General features: G+C 67.4%; 22 protein-coding genes and 2 pseudogenes. 11 read left to right on the forward strand and 13 right to left on the reverse strand.

Features of this window, described 5'->3' with window-relative positions; all coding sequences use genetic code 11:
• The first annotated feature begins 51 nt into the window (after positions 1-51).
• The 10 genes and pseudogenes from OG884_RS37100 to OG884_RS37145 all read left to right on the forward strand — a co-directional run.
• The gene (locus OG884_RS37100) at positions 52-1,107 is read left to right on the forward strand and encodes an ABC transporter substrate-binding protein (RefSeq protein ID WP_326640748.1); all 1,056 of its coding nucleotides are present in this window, start codon (positions 52-54) and stop codon (positions 1,105-1,107) included.
• Positions 1,108-1,260: 153 nt separating this feature from the next.
• Positions 1,261-2,139 carry a formylglycine-generating enzyme family protein gene (locus OG884_RS37105; protein WP_326640750.1) on the forward strand — a complete coding sequence of 293 codons (879 nt, stop codon included), beginning with the start codon at positions 1,261-1,263 and terminating at the stop codon, positions 2,137-2,139.
• A gap of 38 nt (positions 2,140-2,177) precedes the next feature.
• Complete coding sequence (locus OG884_RS37110) at positions 2,178-2,909, forward strand: hypothetical protein (protein WP_326640752.1); 732 nt, start codon at positions 2,178-2,180, stop codon at positions 2,907-2,909.
• A gap of 165 nt (positions 2,910-3,074) precedes the next feature.
• Positions 3,075-3,977, forward strand: a complete 903-nt coding sequence (locus OG884_RS37115) for a hypothetical protein (RefSeq protein WP_326640754.1) — start codon at positions 3,075-3,077, stop codon at positions 3,975-3,977.
• A gap of 5 nt (positions 3,978-3,982) precedes the next feature.
• The gene (locus OG884_RS37120; RefSeq protein WP_326647107.1) at positions 3,983-5,167 is read left to right on the forward strand and encodes a thiolase family protein; all 1,185 of its coding nucleotides are present in this window, start codon (positions 3,983-3,985) and stop codon (positions 5,165-5,167) included.
• On the forward strand, positions 5,164-5,697 hold the full coding sequence (locus tag OG884_RS37125; RefSeq protein WP_326640756.1) for a Zn-ribbon domain-containing OB-fold protein: 534 nt from the start codon (positions 5,164-5,166) through the stop codon (positions 5,695-5,697). The genes OG884_RS37120 and OG884_RS37125 overlap by 4 nt, the downstream gene beginning before the upstream one ends.
• Entirely contained in the window at positions 5,690-7,357 is a 1,668-nt protein-coding gene (locus OG884_RS37130) for a class I adenylate-forming enzyme family protein (protein WP_326640758.1), read from the forward strand. The genes OG884_RS37125 and OG884_RS37130 overlap by 8 nt, the downstream gene beginning before the upstream one ends.
• A gap of 220 nt (positions 7,358-7,577) precedes the next feature.
• Positions 7,578-8,279: a cyclase family protein gene (locus OG884_RS37135; RefSeq protein ID WP_326640761.1), complete on the forward strand. Its 702-nt coding sequence runs from the start codon at positions 7,578-7,580 to the stop codon at positions 8,277-8,279.
• Position 8,280: 1 nt separating this feature from the next.
• Positions 8,281-9,312: a CaiB/BaiF CoA transferase family protein gene (locus tag OG884_RS37140; protein WP_326640763.1), complete on the forward strand. Its 1,032-nt coding sequence runs from the start codon at positions 8,281-8,283 to the stop codon at positions 9,310-9,312.
• Positions 9,313-9,544: 232 nt separating this feature from the next.
• Positions 9,545-9,748: pseudogene (locus tag OG884_RS37145) on the forward strand (transposase); the annotation flags it as partial.
• 114 nt (positions 9,749-9,862) lie between these two features.
• Here OG884_RS37145 and OG884_RS37150 read toward each other — a convergent pair.
• The 13 genes and pseudogenes from OG884_RS37150 to OG884_RS37210 all read right to left on the reverse strand — a co-directional run bounded on the left by OG884_RS37150 (position 9,863) and on the right by OG884_RS37210 (position 21,057).
• Positions 9,863-10,252 carry a thiol-disulfide oxidoreductase DCC family protein gene (locus OG884_RS37150; RefSeq protein WP_326640765.1) on the reverse strand — a complete coding sequence of 130 codons (390 nt, stop codon included), beginning with the start codon at positions 10,250-10,252 and terminating at the stop codon, positions 9,863-9,865.
• Positions 10,249-11,271: a sporulation-delaying protein SdpB family protein gene (locus OG884_RS37155; protein WP_326640768.1), complete on the reverse strand. Its 1,023-nt coding sequence runs from the start codon at positions 11,269-11,271 to the stop codon at positions 10,249-10,251. The genes OG884_RS37150 and OG884_RS37155 overlap by 4 nt, the downstream gene beginning before the upstream one ends.
• On the reverse strand, positions 11,265-11,822 hold the full coding sequence (locus tag OG884_RS37160) for an SdpA family antimicrobial peptide system protein (RefSeq protein WP_326640770.1): 558 nt from the start codon (positions 11,820-11,822) through the stop codon (positions 11,265-11,267). Before OG884_RS37160 ends, OG884_RS37155 begins: the two co-directional genes overlap by 7 nt.
• Positions 11,823-11,881: 59 nt before the next feature.
• Positions 11,882-12,511, reverse strand: coding sequence for a hypothetical protein (locus tag OG884_RS37165; RefSeq protein ID WP_326640771.1), 630 nt, complete (start codon positions 12,509-12,511; stop codon positions 11,882-11,884).
• A gap of 510 nt (positions 12,512-13,021) precedes the next feature.
• Positions 13,022-14,107 carry a cytochrome P450 gene (locus OG884_RS37170; protein ID WP_326640773.1) on the reverse strand — a complete coding sequence of 362 codons (1,086 nt, stop codon included), beginning with the start codon at positions 14,105-14,107 and terminating at the stop codon, positions 13,022-13,024.
• A 31-nt stretch (positions 14,108-14,138) separates the two neighbouring features.
• Positions 14,139-15,929, reverse strand: a complete 1,791-nt coding sequence (locus OG884_RS37175) for an acyl-CoA dehydrogenase (protein WP_326640775.1) — start codon at positions 15,927-15,929, stop codon at positions 14,139-14,141.
• A 41-nt stretch (positions 15,930-15,970) separates the two neighbouring features.
• Positions 15,971-16,726 (reverse strand): SDR family oxidoreductase, encoded by a 756-nt coding sequence (locus tag OG884_RS37180; RefSeq protein WP_326640777.1) that lies wholly within the window; start codon positions 16,724-16,726, stop codon positions 15,971-15,973.
• Positions 16,723-17,460, reverse strand: coding sequence for an SDR family oxidoreductase (locus OG884_RS37185; RefSeq protein ID WP_326640779.1), 738 nt, complete (start codon positions 17,458-17,460; stop codon positions 16,723-16,725). The genes OG884_RS37180 and OG884_RS37185 overlap by 4 nt, the downstream gene beginning before the upstream one ends.
• Positions 17,457-18,358 (reverse strand): annotated as a pseudogene (locus OG884_RS37190) (acetyl-CoA C-acyltransferase); the annotation flags it as partial. The gene OG884_RS37185 and the pseudogene OG884_RS37190, both read right to left, overlap by 4 nt.
• Positions 18,358-19,143 (reverse strand): TetR/AcrR family transcriptional regulator, encoded by a 786-nt coding sequence (locus OG884_RS37195; RefSeq protein ID WP_326647108.1) that lies wholly within the window; start codon positions 19,141-19,143, stop codon positions 18,358-18,360. The pseudogene OG884_RS37190 and the gene OG884_RS37195, both read right to left, overlap by 1 nt.
• A 3-nt stretch (positions 19,144-19,146) precedes the next feature.
• Complete coding sequence (locus OG884_RS37200) at positions 19,147-19,551, reverse strand: VOC family protein (RefSeq protein WP_326640781.1); 405 nt, start codon at positions 19,549-19,551, stop codon at positions 19,147-19,149.
• Between the two features lie 121 nt (positions 19,552-19,672).
• Positions 19,673-20,380, reverse strand: coding sequence for an ABC transporter ATP-binding protein (locus OG884_RS37205; RefSeq protein ID WP_326640783.1), 708 nt, complete (start codon positions 20,378-20,380; stop codon positions 19,673-19,675).
• Complete coding sequence (locus tag OG884_RS37210) at positions 20,377-21,057, reverse strand: ATP-binding cassette domain-containing protein (RefSeq protein WP_326640785.1); 681 nt, start codon at positions 21,055-21,057, stop codon at positions 20,377-20,379. The genes OG884_RS37205 and OG884_RS37210 overlap by 4 nt, the downstream gene beginning before the upstream one ends.
• Between OG884_RS37210 and OG884_RS37215 the strand changes: the two genes are divergently transcribed.
• Complete coding sequence (locus tag OG884_RS37215) at positions 20,996-21,352, forward strand: hypothetical protein (RefSeq protein ID WP_326647122.1); 357 nt, start codon at positions 20,996-20,998, stop codon at positions 21,350-21,352. The two genes, OG884_RS37210 and OG884_RS37215, sit on opposite strands and share 62 nt — an antisense overlap.
• The last annotated feature ends 22 nt before the right edge of the window (positions 21,353-21,374 follow it).

Below are 21,374 nucleotides of genomic sequence, written 5' to 3' on the forward strand. Positions count from 1 at the left end.
CCGCTCTGGCCTCGGCCAGAGCGCAGCCCCATCGGAAAGGTACGACCACACATGCACGCACTCACGTCGACGGGCGGAGCCCGTCGGTCACGACCACGGTCCCTGACCGGGGCGCTCGTCGCCCTTGTCGTCACCTCGGCCCTTCTGTCCGCCTGCGGCTCCAGCGGTGAGACGGCGAGCACGTCCGGCCTCAAAATCGGTGTTTACCCGGGCGCCTTGATGAGTCTGCCGGCGTACGTCGGCGCCGACGCCGGCCTCTTCAAGAAACATGGTCTCGACGTCGATCTGGTCGACATCTCCGACGGCAGGAATATGACCTCCGCCGTGGTGAGCGGCAGTATCGACATCGAGCTCAACAGTATCGACAACAACGCCCTGGTGATCGAGCAGGGTCAGCCGATCGTCGCCGTCGCGGGGAACACCGTGCGTCCGGTCTTCACGCTGCTCGCAGGGTCCAAGCTGGCCACCCCGAACGCGGAGGCCGGGTTCCCCGGCTCGGTGCAGGACCTCAAGGGCAAGAAGATCGGCGTGATGGCGACGGGCGGCAGTGTCGAGCAGATGCTTCGCTACGTCCTCAAGGCCGCGAAGGTTGACCCGGACAAGGATGTCACGCTGGTCAGCGCCGGCCTGCCGGCCACCGGTGTCCCGGCGCTGAAGGCGAACCAGATCGACGCCTACATGTCCATTGAGCCTGCCGCGAGCCTGACCTCGCTCGACCAGAGCGGGAAGGTCGTCCTCGACCTTCGCAAGACGCCGCTGCCCGGCGAGCTGACCGAGCTGGACTGGCCCTACAACCAGTGGGCCTCAATCACGAAGACCGTTGACGCCAAACGAGACACCATCGGTGCCTTCCAGGCGGCCATGAAGGACGTCTTCGCGTTCATGGCGGATCCCACGAACCGCCCGAAGGTCAAAGAGATCGCCATGAAGCGCATCTCCGACAACGCCCAGCTTGTGGACACACTCCTGGAGACGAACATCGATGTCTTCGGATTCGAGCTGCGCCGCGATCGAGTCGAGCGGGCGTTCGACTACCTCGTCCAGACGGGGCTGATCAAGAAGCCGATCACCTACGAGGACTATGTGGCGGAAGGAGCACGGAGCTAGCCGGTCACGGCGTCTCCGGGTACGACGATGACGAGCTGCTGTAGCCCCGGCCGTGGGGAGTCTGTCCCGAACACCCCGGCCTCTCTGTGGGCAACCGAGTCCGGTGTTGTCGGCCCTGCCGACCGGGACTACTGCGGGCCGCATCCACAGGGAATGGTCCAGCTCGGCGGGGTTGCGTTCACCATGGGTGACGACCGGCGCCTCGGACCCGGTGGGGACGGGGAGGCGCCGGCGCGGCGAGTGATCGTCGATCCGTACTGGATCGACGTGGCGGCCGTTACCAACGCCGACTTCGCGGAGTTCGTGGCGGAGACCGGCTATGTCACGGAAGCGGAGGCGTTCGGCTGGAGCTTTGTCTTCGAGCGGTTCGTCGACCGGCGAGTCGCTCGGCGCCTGGAGGCCGCTCCCGGTGTCGTGCCTCGCTGGTGGGTCGCCGTCGAGGGTGCCTCGTGGCGGCGCCCTCACGGCCATGGTTCCCCGGTGGAGGAGCTTGCGGACCATCCCGTCGTGCACGTGTCCTGGAACGACGCGAACGCGTACTGCCGATGGGCTGGAAAGCGGCTGCCGACCGAGGCGGAGTGGGAGTACGGCGCACGGAGCGGGCTGGACGGCGCGGTCTATCCATGGGGGGACGAGCTGACACCGGGCGGTGAGCACCGGTGCAACATCTGGCAGGGCGAGTTCCCCGGCGCCAACACGGCCGACGATGGGTACGTCGGCACGGCCCCCGCGCGATCCTTCCAGCCCAACGGGCACGGCCTCTACAACACGTGCGGCAACGTCTGGGAATGGTGCGCCGACTGGTTCAGCGACACCTGGCACGCCGTCGATCGTCCACACACGCGCCGAAGCCCGGCAGGCCCTCCGCAGGGAACCGCGAGGGTCATCAAAGGCGGTTCCTATCTCTGCCACGACTCGTACTGCTTCCGCTACCGGCCGGCGGCCAGGAGCGGCAACACCCCCGACAGCAGCACGGGGCACATGGGCTTCCGCTGTGCGCGCGACGCGATGCCGGGCGAGCCCGTCCTATGACGACCCGGGCCTGAGCGCCCTGACGAGCGGATCGGACGATGTCAGAAACGATCAAGATCCTCAACTTCGTCGAGCCCATCGCGGGGGCCGAGGACTACTGCGAGGAGTACTACCGCACGGTGCACGTGCCGCTGATCGCGCGCACCCTCAGAGAGGATCCGCGGTGGGTCAGCTACTACCAGAACCGCCTCGTCGCCGGCTACGACGCCCTGGGCGGCTTCAGCAAGCGGCCTGACCGCTGGCGCCTTGTGCTGCTCAGAGGGGTGGCTGAGGAGGCGGGCGGCGGCCGCGCCTTCCGTCCGAACAACCCCGAGCTGCAACGTGTCGTCGAACTCGACCACCCCAACTTCCTGTCGGCGATCACTCGTCTCGAAGCACGTGAGGTCACCGTTCACGACTCCCTGGGAGCCCAGAGCGCGTTGAACAAGTACGTCGTCGCGTTCGCGTCGGCGGGTGAAATGGCATCGGGCAGGAGCGCCGCCGTCGACGAGTTCATGGAAGCGGCATCGTCCGCAGTCGGCTGCAGGCTCGCTCTGGTTAACCAGGTCATAGGCGAGGTGGAGAGCACCACGGTCGGCCAGGCGGTCGTGCCCTCGGACCGGTACGTCGCTGTGCCGACCTTCCACCACGTCGTGGAGCTGTACTTCGACAACCCCTTCGACGCGCGCAGCTTCTTCGCGAGCGCCGACGTCCTGGAGCGGCTGCACTACGGCGAGAGCAGGACCGAGGTGTTCGAGGCCCAGGAGTCGTGCGGATTCGACCGTCGCTGAAGTATGTGCCCCCACGAGGTCACCTGAAGCTTGGAGAAACGAATGGATGGAGAAGAGATGCGGAGCTCGACCGGCCCTAGAGAAGCCCCCGAACGGCCCAGAGTCGCCGTCCTGGCCACGAGGCAGCTGGCTGTTCCGCGGGAGGACGACCGCAGTCTCGAAGAGATGATCTTTGCTGTTGCCGCGGCGGCGTTGAGTGCGGTTGGGCTCCAGGCCTCCACTGTCGGCAGCATTGTCCTCTACGGCAACGACCAGATGAACGGGCGAGTTATCTCGTGCATGGTCGGTGCAGGTCCAGCCGGCGGCGTCGACCGCGACGTCACGATGATCGCGTCATCGGGCGAGCACGCCTTCATCTATGCCTATCTCCGGTTGCTGGCCGGTCAGGACCAGAACGTCCTGCTGGTCGGCTGGGGCAAACCGAGCGAGGGCGTGTCACCTGAGCACGCGCAGTTGGTGAGTGCCGAGCCGTATCTGCTCCGGCGCGTAGGGATGAACGACACGATCGCAGCCGCGCTCCAGGCTTCCCGGATGACGACGACCGCCGCAACCGGGCGCGCTACCGCATGGCCCCTGACGGCCGCGGACCTCCCTGCCGATAACGACGTGGTCTACGCGGCCATCCTCGCTGCCGAAGGCAGCTTTGAGCCGGAAACCGAGCTGGCCTGGGTGCTCGGGGCGGGCTGGGCCATGGATGGCTATGACATGGGTACCCGGGACGTCGCCGAGATGCCCGCACTTGCCGCGGCGCTTCAGCAGATCGAGAAGCGAGGGGTGCCCGGTGCGGCCCGGTGGAGCATCGTCGAGATTGCCGCACCGAGCGAGGTGGCCACGAGGGCGGTGGTCGGCAAGCTAGGCCTCCGCGACGACGTACGGATCAACGCGGCCGGCAGCACTGCGGACTTCATGTCGACGTCGTCGACGTCCGGTCTGGGACGGTTCATCGCAGCCGTCGACGCGCTCGACTCCCAGCCCGCCGGCTCGATCTCCGCCGGCATCGGGCTCCAGGGATTCGCCGGACAAGGAGCAGCAGTCATGGTCTTCGGTGGGAAGGGAGGCAACCTGTGAGCAACGTGGGCATAATTGGCTTCGGTCAAACCAAGCATGTGACTCGCCGCGAGGACGTCACATTCCCGGAGCTGGTGAAGGAGGGAGCGGACCTCGCGCTGGAGAACGCCGGCATCGGCATCGATGATGTCGACGCGGTCGTCTTCCCGCTCGCTCCTGATGCGCTCGTCGGCGTCGGCAACGGCGAACGGTGGTGCGTGGACGCCGTCGGAGCTGTCGGCAAGCCGTTTATGCGGGTGAACAACGGCGGAGCCACGGGCATGAGCGCTGTCCTCACCGCCTGGACGCACATCGCCTCCGGGATGTTCGACGTGGTGCTGGTGGCCGGGGCCGACCGGGTCTCGGAGTCCGGCTCGGCGCAGTCCGTTCTGAACAAGATGTGGGACGTCGGCTACGAACGGCCGCTGCCGCTCAACACCATCACGATGCTCGCGCTGTCCGCGGCTCGCTACATGTACCTCTACGATTCCACGGAGGAGGACATGGCGCGGGTCAGCGTCAAGAACCGGTACCACGCGAGTCTGAACCCGTACGCGCACCTACGCGACCGGATCTCGATCGAGGAGGTCCTGAACAGCCGGCAGCTGGCTTGGCCCATCAAGCTCGGCGATGCCTGTCCCGCCTCCACGGGCGCGGCCGGCGTGGTCCTGGTCTCCGAGCGTTACGCCAAGGCACACGGACACCGGGCGGCCTGGATACGCGGCATAGGGCAGAACACCGAGACGTTCTGGATGGGTGACCGGGTCGGCCCGAAGGCCCAGGGGGACCACGCCGACGCGGACGCGTTGGCGACGGCGTTCCAGCGTGCCTACGACATGGCAGGGCTCACCGACCCGCGCTCCCAGGTCCATGCGGCCGAGATTTACGCACCGTTCTCAAGTGTCGAACTGCATGTCATCGAGGCCGCCGGACTGGCCGCGAAGGGCCAGGCCCCGAAGCGGCTCGCGGCCGGTGAGTTCACCCTCGGCTCGGCAGGGCCCGTGGTCAACCCTTCGGGCGGAACCCAGTGCTCGAACCCGATCACCGTCACCGGCGTGATCCGGGTGGGTGAGGCCGCGCTGCAGGTCCTCGGCCAGGCAGGGGAGCGCCAGGTGCCTGGCGCCACCACCGCGATCGCCAGCGCCATCGGTGGCGACCACCAGTTCTACTCGACCATGGTTCTTTCCAACTCCCTGGAGGAGATCGCATGACCAGCACCCCCCGGTCACAGGCGGTTGTAATTCCCGAGCCGTCCACCGGCCCTCGCTTCTACGAGCAGACCTGGGACCTGTCGTACCGGCACGCACTCGGTAACACCACCTCCAGGTTCCTTGCCGGATTGGCCGCGGGCCGGGTGTACGGACGCGCGTGCTCTCAGTGTCGGCGTGTGCTTGTCCCTGCACGGTCGTTCTGCGACCGTTGCCACCGCGCCACCGGGGACTGGCTCCAGGTGAGCACGAGCGGCGTCATCGAGATGTTCACCGTGGTATACGAACCCTTCCGCGGGCTTCCCGAACCGCCGTACGCTCTCGCGTACGTCATGCTCGACGGAGCGGACACCGCGCTCCCCGGCTATGTCCGTGGCCTCGACCTGACCGACGTCGAGGCGGTGACCAAGACGCTGGCCATCGGAACGCGGGTCCGGGTCGCCTTCGCCGAGAACTCGGTCGGCAGTGTCGCCGACTACTGGTTCGAGCTCGAGACGGATTCCGCCGACCCGAGTGTCGGGGCCAATGGCTAGCTCGGCGTCACCGGCACTGAGCCATGTCGGTCCGATACAGTGGCCCGCGACGGCTCCGCGACCGGCAATCTCAACCCTCCCCGGACTCATTGACTCGTTCGCCGAATCCCACGGGGATCGGCCGGCTGTCGTGTTCGAGGGACGCGAGATCAGCTACGGTGAGCTCGCGGAGCGCAGCCAGCGGGTTGCCGCTGCCCTCAGGGGGTTGAGGGTTGGGCGCGGCAGCGTCGTCGGACTGCTCGCCCCCAACTCTGTCGACTGGCTCGCGCTCACCATCGGCGCCGTACGCGCCGGTGCTCAGGTCCATGTGTTCAATACCTGGGTGAAGCCGAGCGAGCTGGACTACCTGCTCAGAGCGTCACGGGCCGAGCTCCTGGTCAGCGCTGCCGGCTTCGCCTCGAACGACATCCTCGGCACCTTGGCCGGACTGCTCCAGGAGGCGCAGCTAGACGCACCAGGTGGCTGGTCCAGTGATAGGTACCCTCATCTGAGGACTGTCGCGATCCTTGACGGGGAGTGCTCAGTAAGCGGTTTCGAGTGCTGGGGCCCACTCGCGGGACAAGCTGACCCGCTCCGAGCAGATGACAGTCGTCCGACGGAGGCACCCGTCGTCGTCTATACCTCCGGGTCGACCCGGTTTCCCAAGGCCGTGCCGCTCACTCAGTTCGACATGATCGAGAACGGCTTTGCCATAGGGACCCGCATGCACCTCAGGCGCGACGACCGGGTGTGGCTCGGTAGTCCTCTCTTCTGGAGCTACGGCATCGCTAACGCGGCTATGGCCACCTTCACTCACGGGGCCTGCCTTGTGCTCGAGGACCGGTTCGATGCCCAGCGGGCCGCGGAGACGATGCGTCGCGAACGCTGTACGGTGGCGTATCTGTTGCCGGCAATGGTGGAGTCCATCCGGAGCAGTGCGCGCGACGTCGTCGCGAAGCTCGACCACCTTCGTACTGGGCTGACCATCGGTCGCCCCGACGAACTGAAGTGCATCGTGGATGAGCTCGGCATCAAATCTATTTGCAACATCTACGGCTCAACGGAGGTCTACGGCAACTGCTGTGTTACCGATGCGGACGACCCTCTCGATATCCGTATGGTCTCGCAGGGGTTACCACTGCCAGGAGTGGAGATTCGGGTAGTCGACCACGAGAGCGGAGCAGTGGTTCCCAGGACCCAGCCGGGGCATCTCCAGGTCCGTGGCAGGGTCATGCCCGGCTATCTGCCTACCGCAGACGGGCAGCAGGTTCCGGACCCAATCACGAGTGATGGTTGGTACGACACGGGTGACACGGCCTTCATCCGGGAGGACGGACGTTTGGTCTTTGTCGGGCGGCACTCCGAGATGATCAAGACGTCCGGTATCAATATCTCGCCCGCCGAGATCGAGGCCCATCTGCGCGCCCATCCAGCTGTGGTCCAGGCTGCCGTGGTCGCGGCGCCGGACCCGCGGCGGGGCGAGGTGCCGATCGCCTTTGTCGTAACGTCAGGATCTACGAGCGAGGCCGAATTGACCGAGCATTGTCGAAACGCGTTGTCTTCCTACAAGATGCCCGCTCGAGTGGTCTTGGTGCCCGCACTCCCGCTCACCTCCACCGGCAAGCTCGCGCGCAAGGCGCTCCTGGACGAGGCTCGGAAGGTGGTGCGTACCGTTGCCTGAGTTGCGGCCCGGCCACAGTGCGGACGACCGAGTGCGTAGCCGTGTCGGTAACTGGGGGCGTTGGGGCACCGAGGACGAGGCGGGTGCGCTCAACCTTGTTCAAGCAGCCCAGGTCCGAGTGGCGATACAGGCGGCGACCGACGGGGAGGTGGTATCGCTCGCGCAGCCATGCGGGCCGGACGGGATGGTATCTCCGCATCGACGTCGGCCTGCGCGGTTCATGGACAGAGACGCCGGTGACTACGCCTTGGGTGCTCGTGCCCCTCATGGGTTTAGGTTCGCCGAGGACACCGTGCAGCTTCCGACCCACAGCGGGACCCATCTCGACGCGCTGTGCCATGTGTGGGAGGGAGATGCTCTTTACAATGGTCATCCCGCCAGCGGTGTCAGGTCGACGCGCGGAGCCGACCGCTGTGGGGCCGAGGCTCTCCGACCGGTCGTCACGCGGGGGGTCCTGGTGGATATGCAGGAGCACTTGGGCCGCCCCCTGGAAGCCGGTGAAGCCGTCACCGCCCAGTTGCTCCGGTTGTGCCTGGACGAGCGCGGCGTGCATCTGGAACCCGGCGACGCCGTCTTGATCAGGACCGGATGGTGGGAGAGAGGCCTGAGCGCCGAGGTCTATCACCGGGCCGAGCCCGGGATCGACCTCGCTGCGGCTTGGTTCCTAGCTGAGCAGGACGTGAGCCTGGTCGGCGCGGACAACTACGCGATCGAGCAGCAGCCCAGCGCGCCTGGCACTTCCTTTCCGGTCCATCTCTGCTTGCTGCATAAGTTTGGTGTGCCAATGCTCGAGAACCTTGACCTAAGCCGCCTGGCCGAGGCGCTTCGTCAACGCGGGCGATCGGTGTTCGCACTCGTCGTCGCACCCTTGCCGCTCCAAGGATCGACCGCGGCACCGGTGTGTCCTGTGGCGGTGCTGTGACGTGCAGGACCCCACCGGACCGCTGAAGGGCATGCGGGTCGTCGACCTCTCGCAACAACTGCCCGGGCCATACACGAGCCTGCTCCTGGCCTCGCTCGGCGCCCATGTGACCAAGGTTGAGCCACCTTGGGGAGACGCGGCAAGAAGCTTGGACCCTGACATGTTCGAGGCCGTCAATCATGGCAAGGTCTCAGTGCGCCTGGACCTCAAGTCCGATGTCGGCCGCAAGACCCTACACAGGATGATGACCAGCGCGGATGTCTTCATCGAGGGCTTCCGCCCAGGGGTTATGGACCGGCTGGGGTGCTCCGCCATGGATCTGCACGCGTTGAACCCCTCTCTTATCTATTGCTCGATCAGCGGCTATGGCCAGAAGGGCCCGCTGGCCGGGCATCCGACCCACGATCTCAACCTCCAAGCCATGGTTGGGGCGATACCGAGGTTCGCCCGGCTGGACCGTATCGGCGTGCCCTGGGTCGACCTCGGAACGGCCACCACAGCCGCCTTGGCGATCGCCGCATACTGGCACGCAGGCGTGGGCGTCCATCTGGATTTGGCCATGCTCGACCTGGCTGCTTCGTGGGCGGCGGTAAAGCCACGCGCCGTGTCCGACATCGAGCCCAGCTACGGGACTTTCATGTCGCGCGATGGGGACGTGTTCGTGTTGGCGCTCCTTGAGGACGACATGTGGGTGCGTCTGTGTCGGGCGCTCAGGTTGACGAGTTGGTCGGCGAAGCACCATCTGGAGCACTATCGAGCCAGGCAAGCCGACGCGGAAGGCGTCAGAAGCCGGCTGGAGCAGGAGTTCGCACTGCGAAGCACAGGAGAGGTGGTGGCACTCGCCGCCGAGTTCGACCTGCCCATCAACCGGGTGCTTGACTCCACGGAGGTCAAGACCGAACAGCAGCTGCGCCTGCGCTCAGCCAGCCGACCAGGCGCCCGTTGTGTGCCCATTCCAGAGCACCTGCTCGTCGACGTCGAGAGCTGCCCAGCGGTCCACAATCACGGGATCGAGGATCAATCGACAAGGTGAAGACCTCTGCGAGGGAGCGTCGCCTGACGTCCCGTCCGAGGCGACCTTGGCAGTCGACGGCTCCCGTCGGTGCTGATCGAGACGCTGCTCGAACTGCATACGGTCGACCTCAAGGCGGGCTCCAACAACTACAGTGTCGACGACTGGGCTCTGTGTTGCTCATGGCCAAGCCGACTACATCCGCGACTACCTGCGGCTGATGGGCGACCCTGCCGGCTAGCTCAGACCTCAACCGGCCAGCCCCTGGCAGCGCGGCTCGAACGAGAACACCAACGGCCTGCTCCGCCAGTACTTCCCCAAAGGCGCCGATCTGTCCGTCTACAGCGCCGAAGAGCTCGCTGCCCTCGCCGCCGAACTCAACAACCGCCCCCGCAAGACCCTCGGCTGGCGAACGCCCGCCGAGCTCTTCGCTAAGCTCGTCGCAACAGTCAAATGATCACGTGTTGCAATGATCGCTGGAATCCGCCCACAGCGAGCCGGTCAAAAATGTCAACGGCCACGTGGCCACGTACGACCTAGATGCCGTGATCATGGCGTCAACGAGGTCGGCCTACGGTTCCCGACCGTCCCCGCGTACCGAGCACATGGGAGTGCCGCCGGGCAAGCGGTGCCGCGAGCGAGACACCGCCGTGTAGACCAGTTCGGCGGCCCAGGAGGCCGGGGGGGTCGACAGAAGCCTCCCCATCCCGCGCCACCTGCGGGAAGATTGCCAGGTGAGCAGGGCGGCGAAAGCCCTCGCGCCGCCGGCCGGGGCTTTTCCCGGTTCGATCCACCAGGCGGCCCTGGTTACCTGTTCCGGGGAGAGGCCGTGTTCTTCGAGGTCGAGGGTCTGCCAGGCGGAGGTCCTTGGCCAGGCGGGGAGGGTACGGCGGAGCCTGCGCAGTGAGGCGGCGCAGAAGCCGCAGTCTCCGTCGTAGACGAGGAGGGGGTCCGGCGTCATGGGCGTCCTTCCACAGCCGGGCCGACCTGGGCGGGGACGGCGGGAGACGGCTCGGTCACGCTTGGGAGGTCACCGGCGGCGGCGATCGCGGGGCGGGGCGAGGCCGGCCATGCCGCCCATACCCGGTCGGGGAGGGCGAGGTGGGGCAGCCGGACCGGGAGGTCGACCGGGCGTAGATGGAGCACCAGGCAGGCGAGCATCGCGAACATGAAGCTCCCGAGGCCCATGAGCAGCCCGATCGAGATGTGGAAGGCGAATCCCGCGGCCAGCAGGTACGGCCTGACCGGACGGCGGGCGATCATGCCGAGCGCGAGCGCGAACTCGATGACGAGCGGTCCCCAGGTCATCGCGGTGACGCCGACCGGGTTGACCAGGACCGGGGTGAGCCAGGGTTTGGCCCAGCTCGGCATGCCGAAGAACGGGTCGGTGAGCCAGTACCACAGTCCCGTGCCGTCGGCCCATTCGGTGTGGCTCAGCTTGGCCACCGAGGCCTGGAAGTAGAGTCCGGCGACCTGGAGGCGGATGACGAAGAAGGTGCTCCAGGCCAGCAGCGAGCGGACCGGGCGGTCGGCCACGTCGACGGGTGGCCCCCAGTGCCACCTGCGCCCGTCCAGCAGCGCGATGGGGAGCAGTAGCAGGGTGATGACCGAGCTGATCTGGTCGCCCCCGTCGGGGATGGTGGCCGACGCCATCAGGCTGACCGTGACCCACCAGTGCCCGAGAGCGGTGAAACGGGGCCGCCAGCCGATGACCACGAGCAGGAGCAGGCCGATCGACACGAAACGAGCGAGCTCCAGCTGACCGTCGGGGACCACGCAGTAGACGCTGAACCGGGCCAGGCCCTCGCAGTTGGGGAAGGTCGGCATTCCCTGCGCGGGGCGCAGGATCGAACTGCTGTGACTGAACAGGAGTGTTCCGAGCGTGCCGAGCGCCATCAGGGTACGGGCCAGGCCGTAGACGTTCGTCCAGGGCGACACTCGTGTGAGGCGCGCAGCCGCGAGGCCGACTCTGGTCAGCATGTGACCTCCAAACGGGCGACGGTGGCGGGCATGACCGTCCGGCTTCCGGCCCACGCCCAGGGCAGCGGCTCGCGTTGGACCAGGCCGATCGAGCCGCAGTGGATGGGATTCGGCGCGAGGTTGCGTATCGTCACGACGCTGGGCGTCCGGGCGAGGCAGGCGTGGACGTCGGCGCCGTCACAGGGCGTCCATTTGCCCTGGGGAACGGCGGTCTGCATGATGCCCAGCTCCAGGCCCTGGGCCCGGGACCGTCGGTCGAATCCCAGGACGTTCCAGAGCTCGGAGTGCGGGCCGAGGCGCGCGTCCTGCCAGCCACTCGCGCCCGCGAGCCGCCATACGCCGATCTGTGGTTCGCGTGGTGATTTGGTGAAGAAGGCCCAGCCCTGCGGGGTGAGGGTAGTGATGGTCAGCCTTGACTGCTCCTGCCCCGGGAGCCGGATGGCATTGCTCGGCAGCTGGGAGTGGACCACGTAGAAGATCACTGATACCCAGAAGGCGACGATGGCGACGAGGGCCCACCCGAGACGCCTCGCCATGGTGTTTTCGGTCAACGGAGGCTCCGTGAGTTGATGGGGCCCCCGGCCCGGGACGCCAGGCCGGGGGCCGGAGGTCAGGCGGCGAGCCGCTCGGCGACGAGGTTCACGAAGCGCTCACGGTCGATCCTGGCCATGTCCTTGCTCACCATGGACTCGGTCCAGTTCTCGATCTCGTAGACGTTGGACTCCCGGACCGCGTTGGCCACCTTGTAGACGTTGACGATCTCGTAGACGTTGCCGAGGTAGATCGCGAACACGAAGAACGCCAGGCCGGCTGCCTGGTCGGTGGCCGACGAGTCGGCACGGAACCCGAAGCGCTCCGTCAGCACCTCGCGGGTGATCTTCTGCGCGGCGACGAACGCCCGGTCGACCCGGACCCGGTCGCCGCTGGTCATGTCGAGGCCGAACGAGGTCAGGAAGGCCGGGTCCTTGGCGTCGACCGCGGCGACGACCGCGTTGGCGAACTTCTCCTGTGCGGCGGTTATCGGACCGGCCGGGCGCGCGATCTCGGGGAACTTCTCGGCCACCGGACCGATTCCGAGGATCAGGCCGCGATAGACGGTCTTTCCGTCATAGGACGGCAGCGTGCTCGAAGCCTCGGCCGCGGTGACCGGCCGAATGCCGGCGGCGTGGACCGGTACGGCTCCGGCGGTGACCACCGCCGTCGCAGCCAAAGTCGCCACCAGCATTTTGGATGCCCGCATTAATTACCCTCCATGGGACTGAAACAATGAACGAGATCCGGCTGGGAACCAATGAGCCAGCAGCTCAAAATTGCCCTTCGTCGCGGACCGTGACGTCTCCGGTCGCGAGCAGGATGCATTTCGGCCGCCATCCCCGCTGGCTTTTCGCCGTTGCGATGGAGGATTGCACATGCGATTGAGCGCGAGCTTGGAACAGACTTGTGAATCACTTGTGCCACCGGCAACATATTTGTACCGTCCGCTTTAAAGCGGCAGGCCGAGAAGGGGCGACTTAATCAAGCCGGTGATGCTCTGGCTGCCGGGGTGAAGGCACGGTCGTACGCCGAGTCGATGTCCCGGATCACCAAAATTCACGGCAGGGCGCCCGCCAACCCGCTCGGCAATCGGCCTGCAGCGGCAGGCCTGATGGACCTCGGCTCAGAGCATGGTCATCGTCAAGAGTTGGCCTGAGAGGGCGGTGATATCGGTGTCAGGAAGGACAGTACAGGCTTTTATCGTCGGCCACCGCGCTCACGGCGGCGGGAGCCGGTTCCAGAGTTTGGTGACGCTGCCGGTGACACACGGCTGGGCGAAGGACCCGTCCCGGCCTACCCCGATCATGATCGGCTTCTTCGGGAACGCGGTGGCGCCGGACTTGATGCGGTAGTCGACCTCGGTGGTGAGCAGTTCCGGCGTACCGTACTCCAGCGCCATGCCGAGGGTCGTCCGGATCTGCAGGTCGGCGAAGGACGCGCCCAGGCAGCGGCGCTGTCCCACGCCGAACGGCAGGAACTCGTACGGCGAGGGCCGGGAGTCGGCCCACCGCGACGGCCGGAAGACGTCCGGGTCCGGGAACGCCGCGGGATCGCGATGCTCCAGCAACGGCGCGGCGAACGCCAGCGCGCCCCGCGGGATCGGCGGCGAGCCGTCGATCTCCACCTCGCGCATGACCCGCCGGGGTAACGAGAGCGGAACGGTCGGGATGAGCCGCTGGGACTCCTTGACGACGGTGTCCAGCGTCTCCTCGTCGGAGACCGTGAGCTCCGGCGTGCCGAGGATGGTGAGCATGGCCCACGTCATCGACATCGCGGTCGTCTCGAACCCGGCGGCGAACAACCCGTGTAACTCCCCCGCGATCTCCGGCGTGCTGAGTGAGTCGCCGTCCTCATCGGTCGTGTGGCACAGGATGGACAGCGCGTCCGGCCGGGGCTCCTCGGCCCGCTTACGCTCGATGATCGCCTCGAACCCGTCGTACACCCCGGCGACCCGCCGCACCCACCGGCCGTAGGGCGTCCAGTCCCGGTCCTTCTGGTACATGAACACCATCGGGTTCAGGGTGGCCTGCAACAGGTCGCTGACGGACTGCGCGAGGGCGACGTTCCTCCTGTCCGGTTCGAGCCCGAGCAGGCAGGTGAGCAGGTTGGCCCGGGTGATGCGGAGGAACTCGGCGACCATGTCGAACGGCTCGCGGTCCGCCGACGCGAACCGGGACTGCTTGAAGGTGTCGGCGAAGACCTCCCGGTAGTGCTCCAACGCGGTCCTGTGCACGATCGGCATCAGCAGCCTGCGGGACCGCCGGTGGCGCTCGCCGTTGAACGTGATGACGGCGTCGAACATCCGCGACCACGGCCGTGTCGGACGCCGCGAGTCAGAACCACGCCTCCCGGATCTCGTTGAACAGCTGGTCCCCGCTGCCGACGAGATCGAGCATCGGGCCGACCTTCGGCAGCTCGTGGGTCAGGAAATAACGCCCCGCAGCACGCTTCCCGGCAAAGAAGTCCCCCTCGCGCTCCCCCACCGCGACCAGCTGCTCAAGCCAGATCCACGCGACGACGATGTGGCCGGCGGCCTCGAGGAACGTCGAGGCATTTGCCAGCGCCTCTTCGGGCTTGCCCTCGGCCCACACCTCGCCGACGAGGTCGCCGAGCCCGGCGGTGTACGCAGCGAGAGCATCGGCGTAGACCTCGAGCCCGGCGGCCCGTGCACGCGTGACGGTGCCGTCGACGGCCTTGAGCAGGACCCGCAGACCGCGGCCCCCGTCGATGACGAGCTTGCGGCCGAGGAGATCCTGGGCCTGGACGCCGTGGGTGCCCTCGTGGATGAGGTTGAGCCGGTTGTCGCGATAAAGCTGCTCGACAGGATATTCGCGCGTGTAGCCGTAGCCGCCGTGCACCTGGATGGCCAGGTCGTTGGCGGCGAGGCACCACTGCGACGGCCAGTTCTTGACGATGGGGGTGAGCACGTCGAGCAGCTCACCGGCCGCCGCCCGCTCGGCAGGAGTCTCGGCCGTACGCTGCTCGTCGACGAGGCGGGCGGCATAGAGCACGAGCGCGAGCCCGCCCTCGACGTAGGACTTCGAGGCGAGCAGCATCCTACGCACGTCGGCGTGCCGGATGATCGGCACGGGGGCGCTCGACGGGTCCTTCGCGCCGAGCGGTCGGCCCTGCCGACGCGACTTCGCATAGGCGAGTGCGGTGCGATAACCGGCGTAGCCGAGCGCGACGGCGCCTGCGCCGACGCCGATGCGGGCCTCGTTCATCATGTGGAACATGACGGCGAGCCCGCGTCCCTGGTCGCCGACGAGCTCGCCGACGGCACCGGCGGAGCCGCCGGGGCGATGTCGTCCCTCACCGAAGTTGAGCACCGTGTTGACGGTGCCGCGGTAGCCCATCTTGTGGTTGATGCCGGCGAGCACGACGTCGTTGCGCTCGCCGAACTCACCGTCGGCGCCGACCAGCCGCTTGGGTACGGCGAAGAGCGAGAGCCCCTTGACCCCGGTGGGTGCGCCTTCGACGCGGGCGAGCACGAGGTGGACGATGTTGTCGCCCATCTCGTGCTCGCCGCCGGAGATCCACATCTTGTTGCCGAAGAGGCGATAGGTGCCGTCGCCCTGCGGCACGGCCCGGGTCGCCACGTCGGCGAGTGAGGAGCCGGCCTGCGGCTCGGAGAGGCACATGGTGCCGAACCAGCGTCCTTCGAGCATGGGCGGCACGAACCTCGCGACCTGCTCGGGGGAGGCATGCGCCTGGAGCAGATTGGCGTTGGCCATGGTGAGCATGGGGTATGCGGCGGTGGCGATGTTGGCGGCCTGGAACCACGCGAAGCATGCCTGGTGCACGATGTAGGGCAGCTGGATGCCACCGGCGTCGGCGTCCATGGCCGCGGCAATCAGCCCAGAGTCGGCGAACGCCTTGAGCGCCTGGCCGACCTCGGGGATGACGGTGACGGTCTCGCCGTCGAAGACCGGCTCGGTGCGGTCGCTAGCGGCGTTGTGGGTGGCGAACTGCTCGGCCGCGAGCTCCTGGGAGAGGTCGAGGACGGCGTCGAAGGTGTCGCGAGAGTGGTCGGCGAAGCGTTCGCATCGGGTCAGGGACTCGACGTCGAGCCAGTCGTACAGCAGGAAGTCGAGGTCTCGTCGTGACAGCAGCTCATGTTCCACGGTGGTGCTCCCTCAGCTGGCGGTGTCGTCAAGGGTGGTCATCAGACTCCTCCGTTGAGAGTGAGGCCTCCGTCGAGCACGAGGGTCTGGCCGGTCGTCCAGGCGGCGTCGTCGGAGCCGAGGTAGGCCACGGCTGCGGCGATGTCCTCGGGCTCGCCGAGGCGTCCGACCGGATAGGCGGCGGTGACCTCGTCCTCCTTGCCCTCGAAGAGTGCGGTGGCGAAGCGGGTGCGGACGACGGCGGGCGCGACGGCGTTGACCCGCACGGTCGGCGAGAGCTCGACGGCGAGCTGCTGGGTGAGGTGCATCAGGGCTGCCTTGGTCGCGCCGTAGAAGCCGATTCCGCCGGCGGGACGGAGACCGGCGACGGAGGCGACGTTGACCACGGCACCTCCCCGGTCGGCGAGCACCGTATGCCAGGCCCGGCGTGTCCAACCGAGCGTGCCGAGGAGATTGACTTCGAATATCTTGCGCGCCGCGGAATCCTCAAGCTCAAGCAGTGAGCCGTATGCCGGGTTGATGCCGGTGTTGTTCACCAGCAGGTCGAGACCGCCCCACCGTTCGACAGCGCGGTCGATGGCCTCCTGCTGGTGATCGGGGTCGGCGGCGGAGCCGGCGACGTGGAAGGCGACGTCAGGGCCAAGCTCCTCGACGGCCTCCTTGAGCGCCGTCTCCTTGCGGGCGGTGATGCAGACTCGAGCGCCCTCGTCGACGAGCCGGTGGGCGATGGCGAGACCGATGCCGCGGCTGGCGCCGGTGACCAGCGCGGTCCGGCCTTCGAGTCGTCGGGCGGTCACATCGACAGCCCTCCGTCCACCGGCAGGACCGCACCGGTGATGTAGCCGGCCTCCGGCGACGCGAGGAAGCCGATGGCTGCGGCCATCTCACCGGGGTCGGCGAAACGGCCCATGGGGATGGTGGCGGCGATCTCGGCCTTCTTCTCCTCGGGTATCGAGGAGATCATCCGGGTCTCGGCGTTGGGCGAGATGGCATTCACGGTGATGCCGAAGCGCGCGAGCTCCTTGGCCGCGGTGCGGGTGAAGCCCAGGATGCCCGCCTTGGCCGTCGCGTAGTTGGCCTGGCCGGTGTTGCCGTGAAGGCCGCTGTAGGAGGTGACGTTGATGACCCGTCCGAAGCCGCCCTCGCGGAAATGCGGCACGCAGGCCCGGGTCATCCGGAAGGTGCCGCCCGCGTGCACTGCGAGCACCTGCTCCCAATCGTCGTCACTGAGTTTCCACAGGACCCGGTCGCGCAGGATGCCGGCGTTGTTGACGAGTACGTCGATGCGGCCGGTGGAGCGGACGACCTGCTCGACAGCAGCCTCCACCGAGTCGGTCTGCGAGACGTCGCAGCAGATCGCCCGTGCCCCGATCTCGTCGGCGGCGGTCTTGACCTCGGCCTCGTCGAAGTCGAGCAGGTACACGTCCGCCTTGGCTGCCACGAAGAACTCGCCGATGGCACGTCCGATGCCGCGGGCGGCCCCGGTGACGAGCACGGTGCGGCCGGTGAAGTCGAAGGTGAGTGCGTTCACGACAGTCGCTCCAGGATCATCGCCATGCCCTGGCCGCCACCGACACACATCGTCTCGAGGCCGAACTGCTTATCCCGCTCCTGTAGCGCGTTGAGCAGCGTGGTGGTGATCCGGGCGCCGGTCATGCCAAAGGGGTGCCCCAGTGCGATCGCACCACCGTTGACGTTGAGCTTGTCGAAGTCGATACCCAACTGGCGCGCCGACGGAATCACCTGGGCGGCGAACGCCTCGTTGATCTCGACCAGGTCCATGTCGTCGATGGTCATGCCCGCGAGCGCAAGAGCGCGCCGGCTGGCCTCCACCGGACCGAGCCCCATGATCTCGGGTGAGAGACCGGACACGCCGGTGGCGACGATACGAGCCAGCGGGGTGAGCCCCAGCTCGGCGGCCTTGGTGTCGCTCATGATGACCAGTGCGGCAGCGCCGTCGTTCAGCGGGCAGCAGTTGCCCGCGGTGACGGTGCCGTCGGGGCGGAACACGGGCTTGAGGCCGGCGACGGCTTCCTTGGTGACGCCCGCGCGGGGGCAGTCGTCGGCGGAGACGGTCGACCCGTCGGGGAGGGTGACCGGGGTGATCTCGCGGGCGAAGAAGCCGTTGGCGATGGCCTTCTCGGCGCGGTTTTGACTGCGCAGGGCGAACTCGTCCTGGTCGTCGCGGCTCACGCCGGTGTGCTGGGCGACGTTCTCGGCGGTCTGTCCCATGGCGATGTAGAGATCGGGCAGCAGTCCCTGCTCGCGCGGGTCGACCCAGGTGCGGCCCCCTCGGCAAGTGCGGCCGTACGCTGCTCCGCCCCGCCCATGACGGGGTTGTGGGTGTCGAGCATGTCGTCGGCCATGCCCTTGCCGAAGCGACTGACGGTCTCGACACCGGCGGAGATGAAGACGTCACCCTCACCTGCTAGGTCGCCGCGGCCATCGGGGCCTCACCCTGATCGGCGTGGGCGGCGAGCTCGTGATCGGTCGACATGAGCCCGCGGAGGACGAGGTGGGAGAAAGTCTCGGCGATCTCGTCAGGCCGCTTGGCACCATCGGGGCGATACCACTTCCACAGCCAGTTGCACATGCCGATGATGGCGAAGACGGTGAGCGTTTCGTCGACCGGCTCGAAGGCACCCGCCTCGACGCCCTCCCGGATGATCTGACGTACCAGGAGGTCGTTCTCGTGCTTGAGGCCACGGAACTCCTCACGCACGTCGTCGGGCAACTGCTCCTCCTCACGGAAGGAGAGCGAGTAGAGGTCGAGGTTGTCGGCGATCGAGTTGAGGTGGAGCGTGATGAACTGGGTGAGTTTGGCTCCGGGGTCAGCCTCAGACTCCGCAATCTTGCGCGCCCCTTCCAGCTCACGGCGTGCCCAGTCGCCGAAGAGGTGGCGCAGCAGGTCGTTACGGCTGTCGTAGTAGTGGTAGAGCGCAGCCTTCGAGAGACCAACCTCCTTGGCGACCTCCTGCATGCTCACGCCGCCGATGCCTCGGACTGGAACAGCCGGGCTGCAGCGCTGGTGATGCGTTCGCGCATCACTGTGTTCCGGACCGACATTCTGGCTCCTCCTCTGCGTGGTGACCGGCCTCGCGCAGCCGGTCGGCGTGCGCGGGTACGCGCCTGACCGCGTGCGCCGAACCGCCTCTCCGCTTCGCCGAGCGCCGATGGGCCGCCCGGGCGGCCCCGATGGACGGCCGGTGCGAATCTGTCAGGGGAGCTCGATCAGCTCGAGCTGCACGCCGTTCATGTCGCGCGGGTGGACGAAGTTGACGGCGCCGTAGGAGCCGCGGGCGGACTTCTCGAGTAGCGGTGACATCCCCTGCTCCGACACTGCCTGCACTGCCTTGTCGATGTCGTTGACCTTGACCGAGAGGAGGAACAAGCCCTCACCCTTGCGCTCGAGGAACCGGCTCACCGAGGTGTCCTCGACGTCGGAGGTTATCAGGTTGACGACGAAGCCGCCGATGTCGAGTCTGGTCCCCTTGAGACCGGGGAAGGCGAAGCCGCCCTCTCCGACGTACTCGCCCTTCACCCCGAACAACTGCTCATACTTCTCGGTCGCCGCGGCCAGGTCCTTGACCGCGATGTTCACTCCGTTGATGGCGAGCGCCATGACTTTCTCTGCTTTCTGTGGATGTTCCTCGCAGCCCTGTCGCGCTGCGCGTTTTGGTGTCCCGGTCAGACGTGCCTGCCCAGGGCGCGGTGGTAGGTCTCGGCCGGTTTTGGTGTCCCGGTCAGACGTGCCTGCCCAGGGCGCGGTGGTAGGTCTCGGCCAGCTCTTCCCCCCCGCACCTGCCGACGAGGCGGCCGCGCTGCAGCACCAGACCATGGTCGATGTGCGTGCGGAGGGTGGCGGTGGAGGGTTCCGTGATCAGTACGGCGGCCCCCGCCCCGGCCACCGCCGCGACAGTGGACATCAGCTCGTCGACGATGCCCGGCGCAAGGCCCAGGGCAGGCTCGTCGAGGAGGAGTACCCGCGGCTTCGACATGAGTGCGCGGGCGATGGCGAGCATCTGCTGCTCGCCGCCGCTGAGCAGCCCGGCATGGATCTTGCGCCGCTGCCTCAGAATGGGGAAGCGGTTCAGCGCCTCGTCGACCGTGCTGCGATCAAGCCGCTGGGAGTCGGCGATGACCGCGAGGTTCTCCTCGACGGTGAGTGTCTTGAACACGTGGCGCCCCTGGGGCACGAGGGTCAGCCCTCGTGCGGCGCGCCCATTGGGGTCCAGCCCGTCAAGGGAGTCACCTCCGATGCGGACGTGCCCGGAGGCACCGCGGACGGATCCGACCAGCGCGTGCAGCACGCTGGACTTGCCGGCGCCGTTGGGTCCGATCAGGGCCGTGGTACTGCCGGGGATGAGCGTGAAGCTCACCCCCTCCACGGCGCGCGCCCGGCCGTAGGTGACGACGAGGTTCTCTGCCTCGAGGCGTGATGTGCTGTTCATGCAGGGACCTCCCCCAGGTAGACGTTCCTGAAGACCTGGCTCGACCGGCACGCCTCTGGCGTCCCCTCGAACGCGATCCGCCCGTTGGCGAGGAGGCTGACCTGGTCGGCCAGGTCGAGGACCACGTCGATGTTGTGGTCCACGAGCAGCACGCTGTGACCGGCCTCGCGGAGCCCGCGGAGTGCGGCCAGGGTCGACTCGAGACCTCGGTCACCCACACCGGGGAACGGCTCGTCCAGGATCATCAGGGCCGGTTCGGCGACCAGCGCCCGCGCGACCTCGACGAGGCGCATCTCGCCGAAGGAGACACCGCCCACCAGCCGGTCGAGCTGCTCCAGACCGACGGATTCGGCGGCGGCCCGCACGCGCGGGTCGAGCCGCCGGGCGGGGAGGAAGAGGTCGCGCCCCATCCGGGACAGGATCCGGAGCAGGCCGGGCAGCTCCCTCCCGGCGAGGCCGACGCTGATGTTCTCGGCAAGGGTCAGGTCATCGGCGACCTGCGGCTGCTGGAACGTGCGCGCCAGACCCATCCGGCTGCGGCGCCCCGGGCGACCACTCAGTACGCGGCCGTCGAGTCGGATCGTCCCGCCGTCCTGTCTGTTCTGGCCGCACAGGATGTCGATCGGCGACTTCGACCTGACGATCAGCGGCGGCAACATGATGCCCGACCCGGACATCACCGCCAGCCGGCTGGCCACCGATGGGCAGCGCAACCACCTGAAGTTGTCGAACCCGAACGCCGACGCCTGCTATGCCGCCGCCCGGAGCACCATCGACCAGGACGAGCGGATCGCGCACTACTGGCGGCTGCAGGAGGTGTGGGCGCGCGACGTCAGCGTGATCCCGCTCTTCTGGTACTGCATCTACCTGCTACGCAGCAACGAGTTCTCCGGGTGGGCCGACCAGATCGACTTCCGGGTGCCGTTCTGGCACTGGGGCCGGATCCGGAAGATCACCGGCGGCGAAGGCTAACGGATAACGAGCGCGGAGATTC

Origin of the sequence: Streptosporangium sp. NBC_01755 (genome assembly GCF_035917995.1) — a bacterium.
GTDB lineage: Bacteria > Actinomycetota > Actinomycetes > Streptosporangiales > Streptosporangiaceae > Streptosporangium.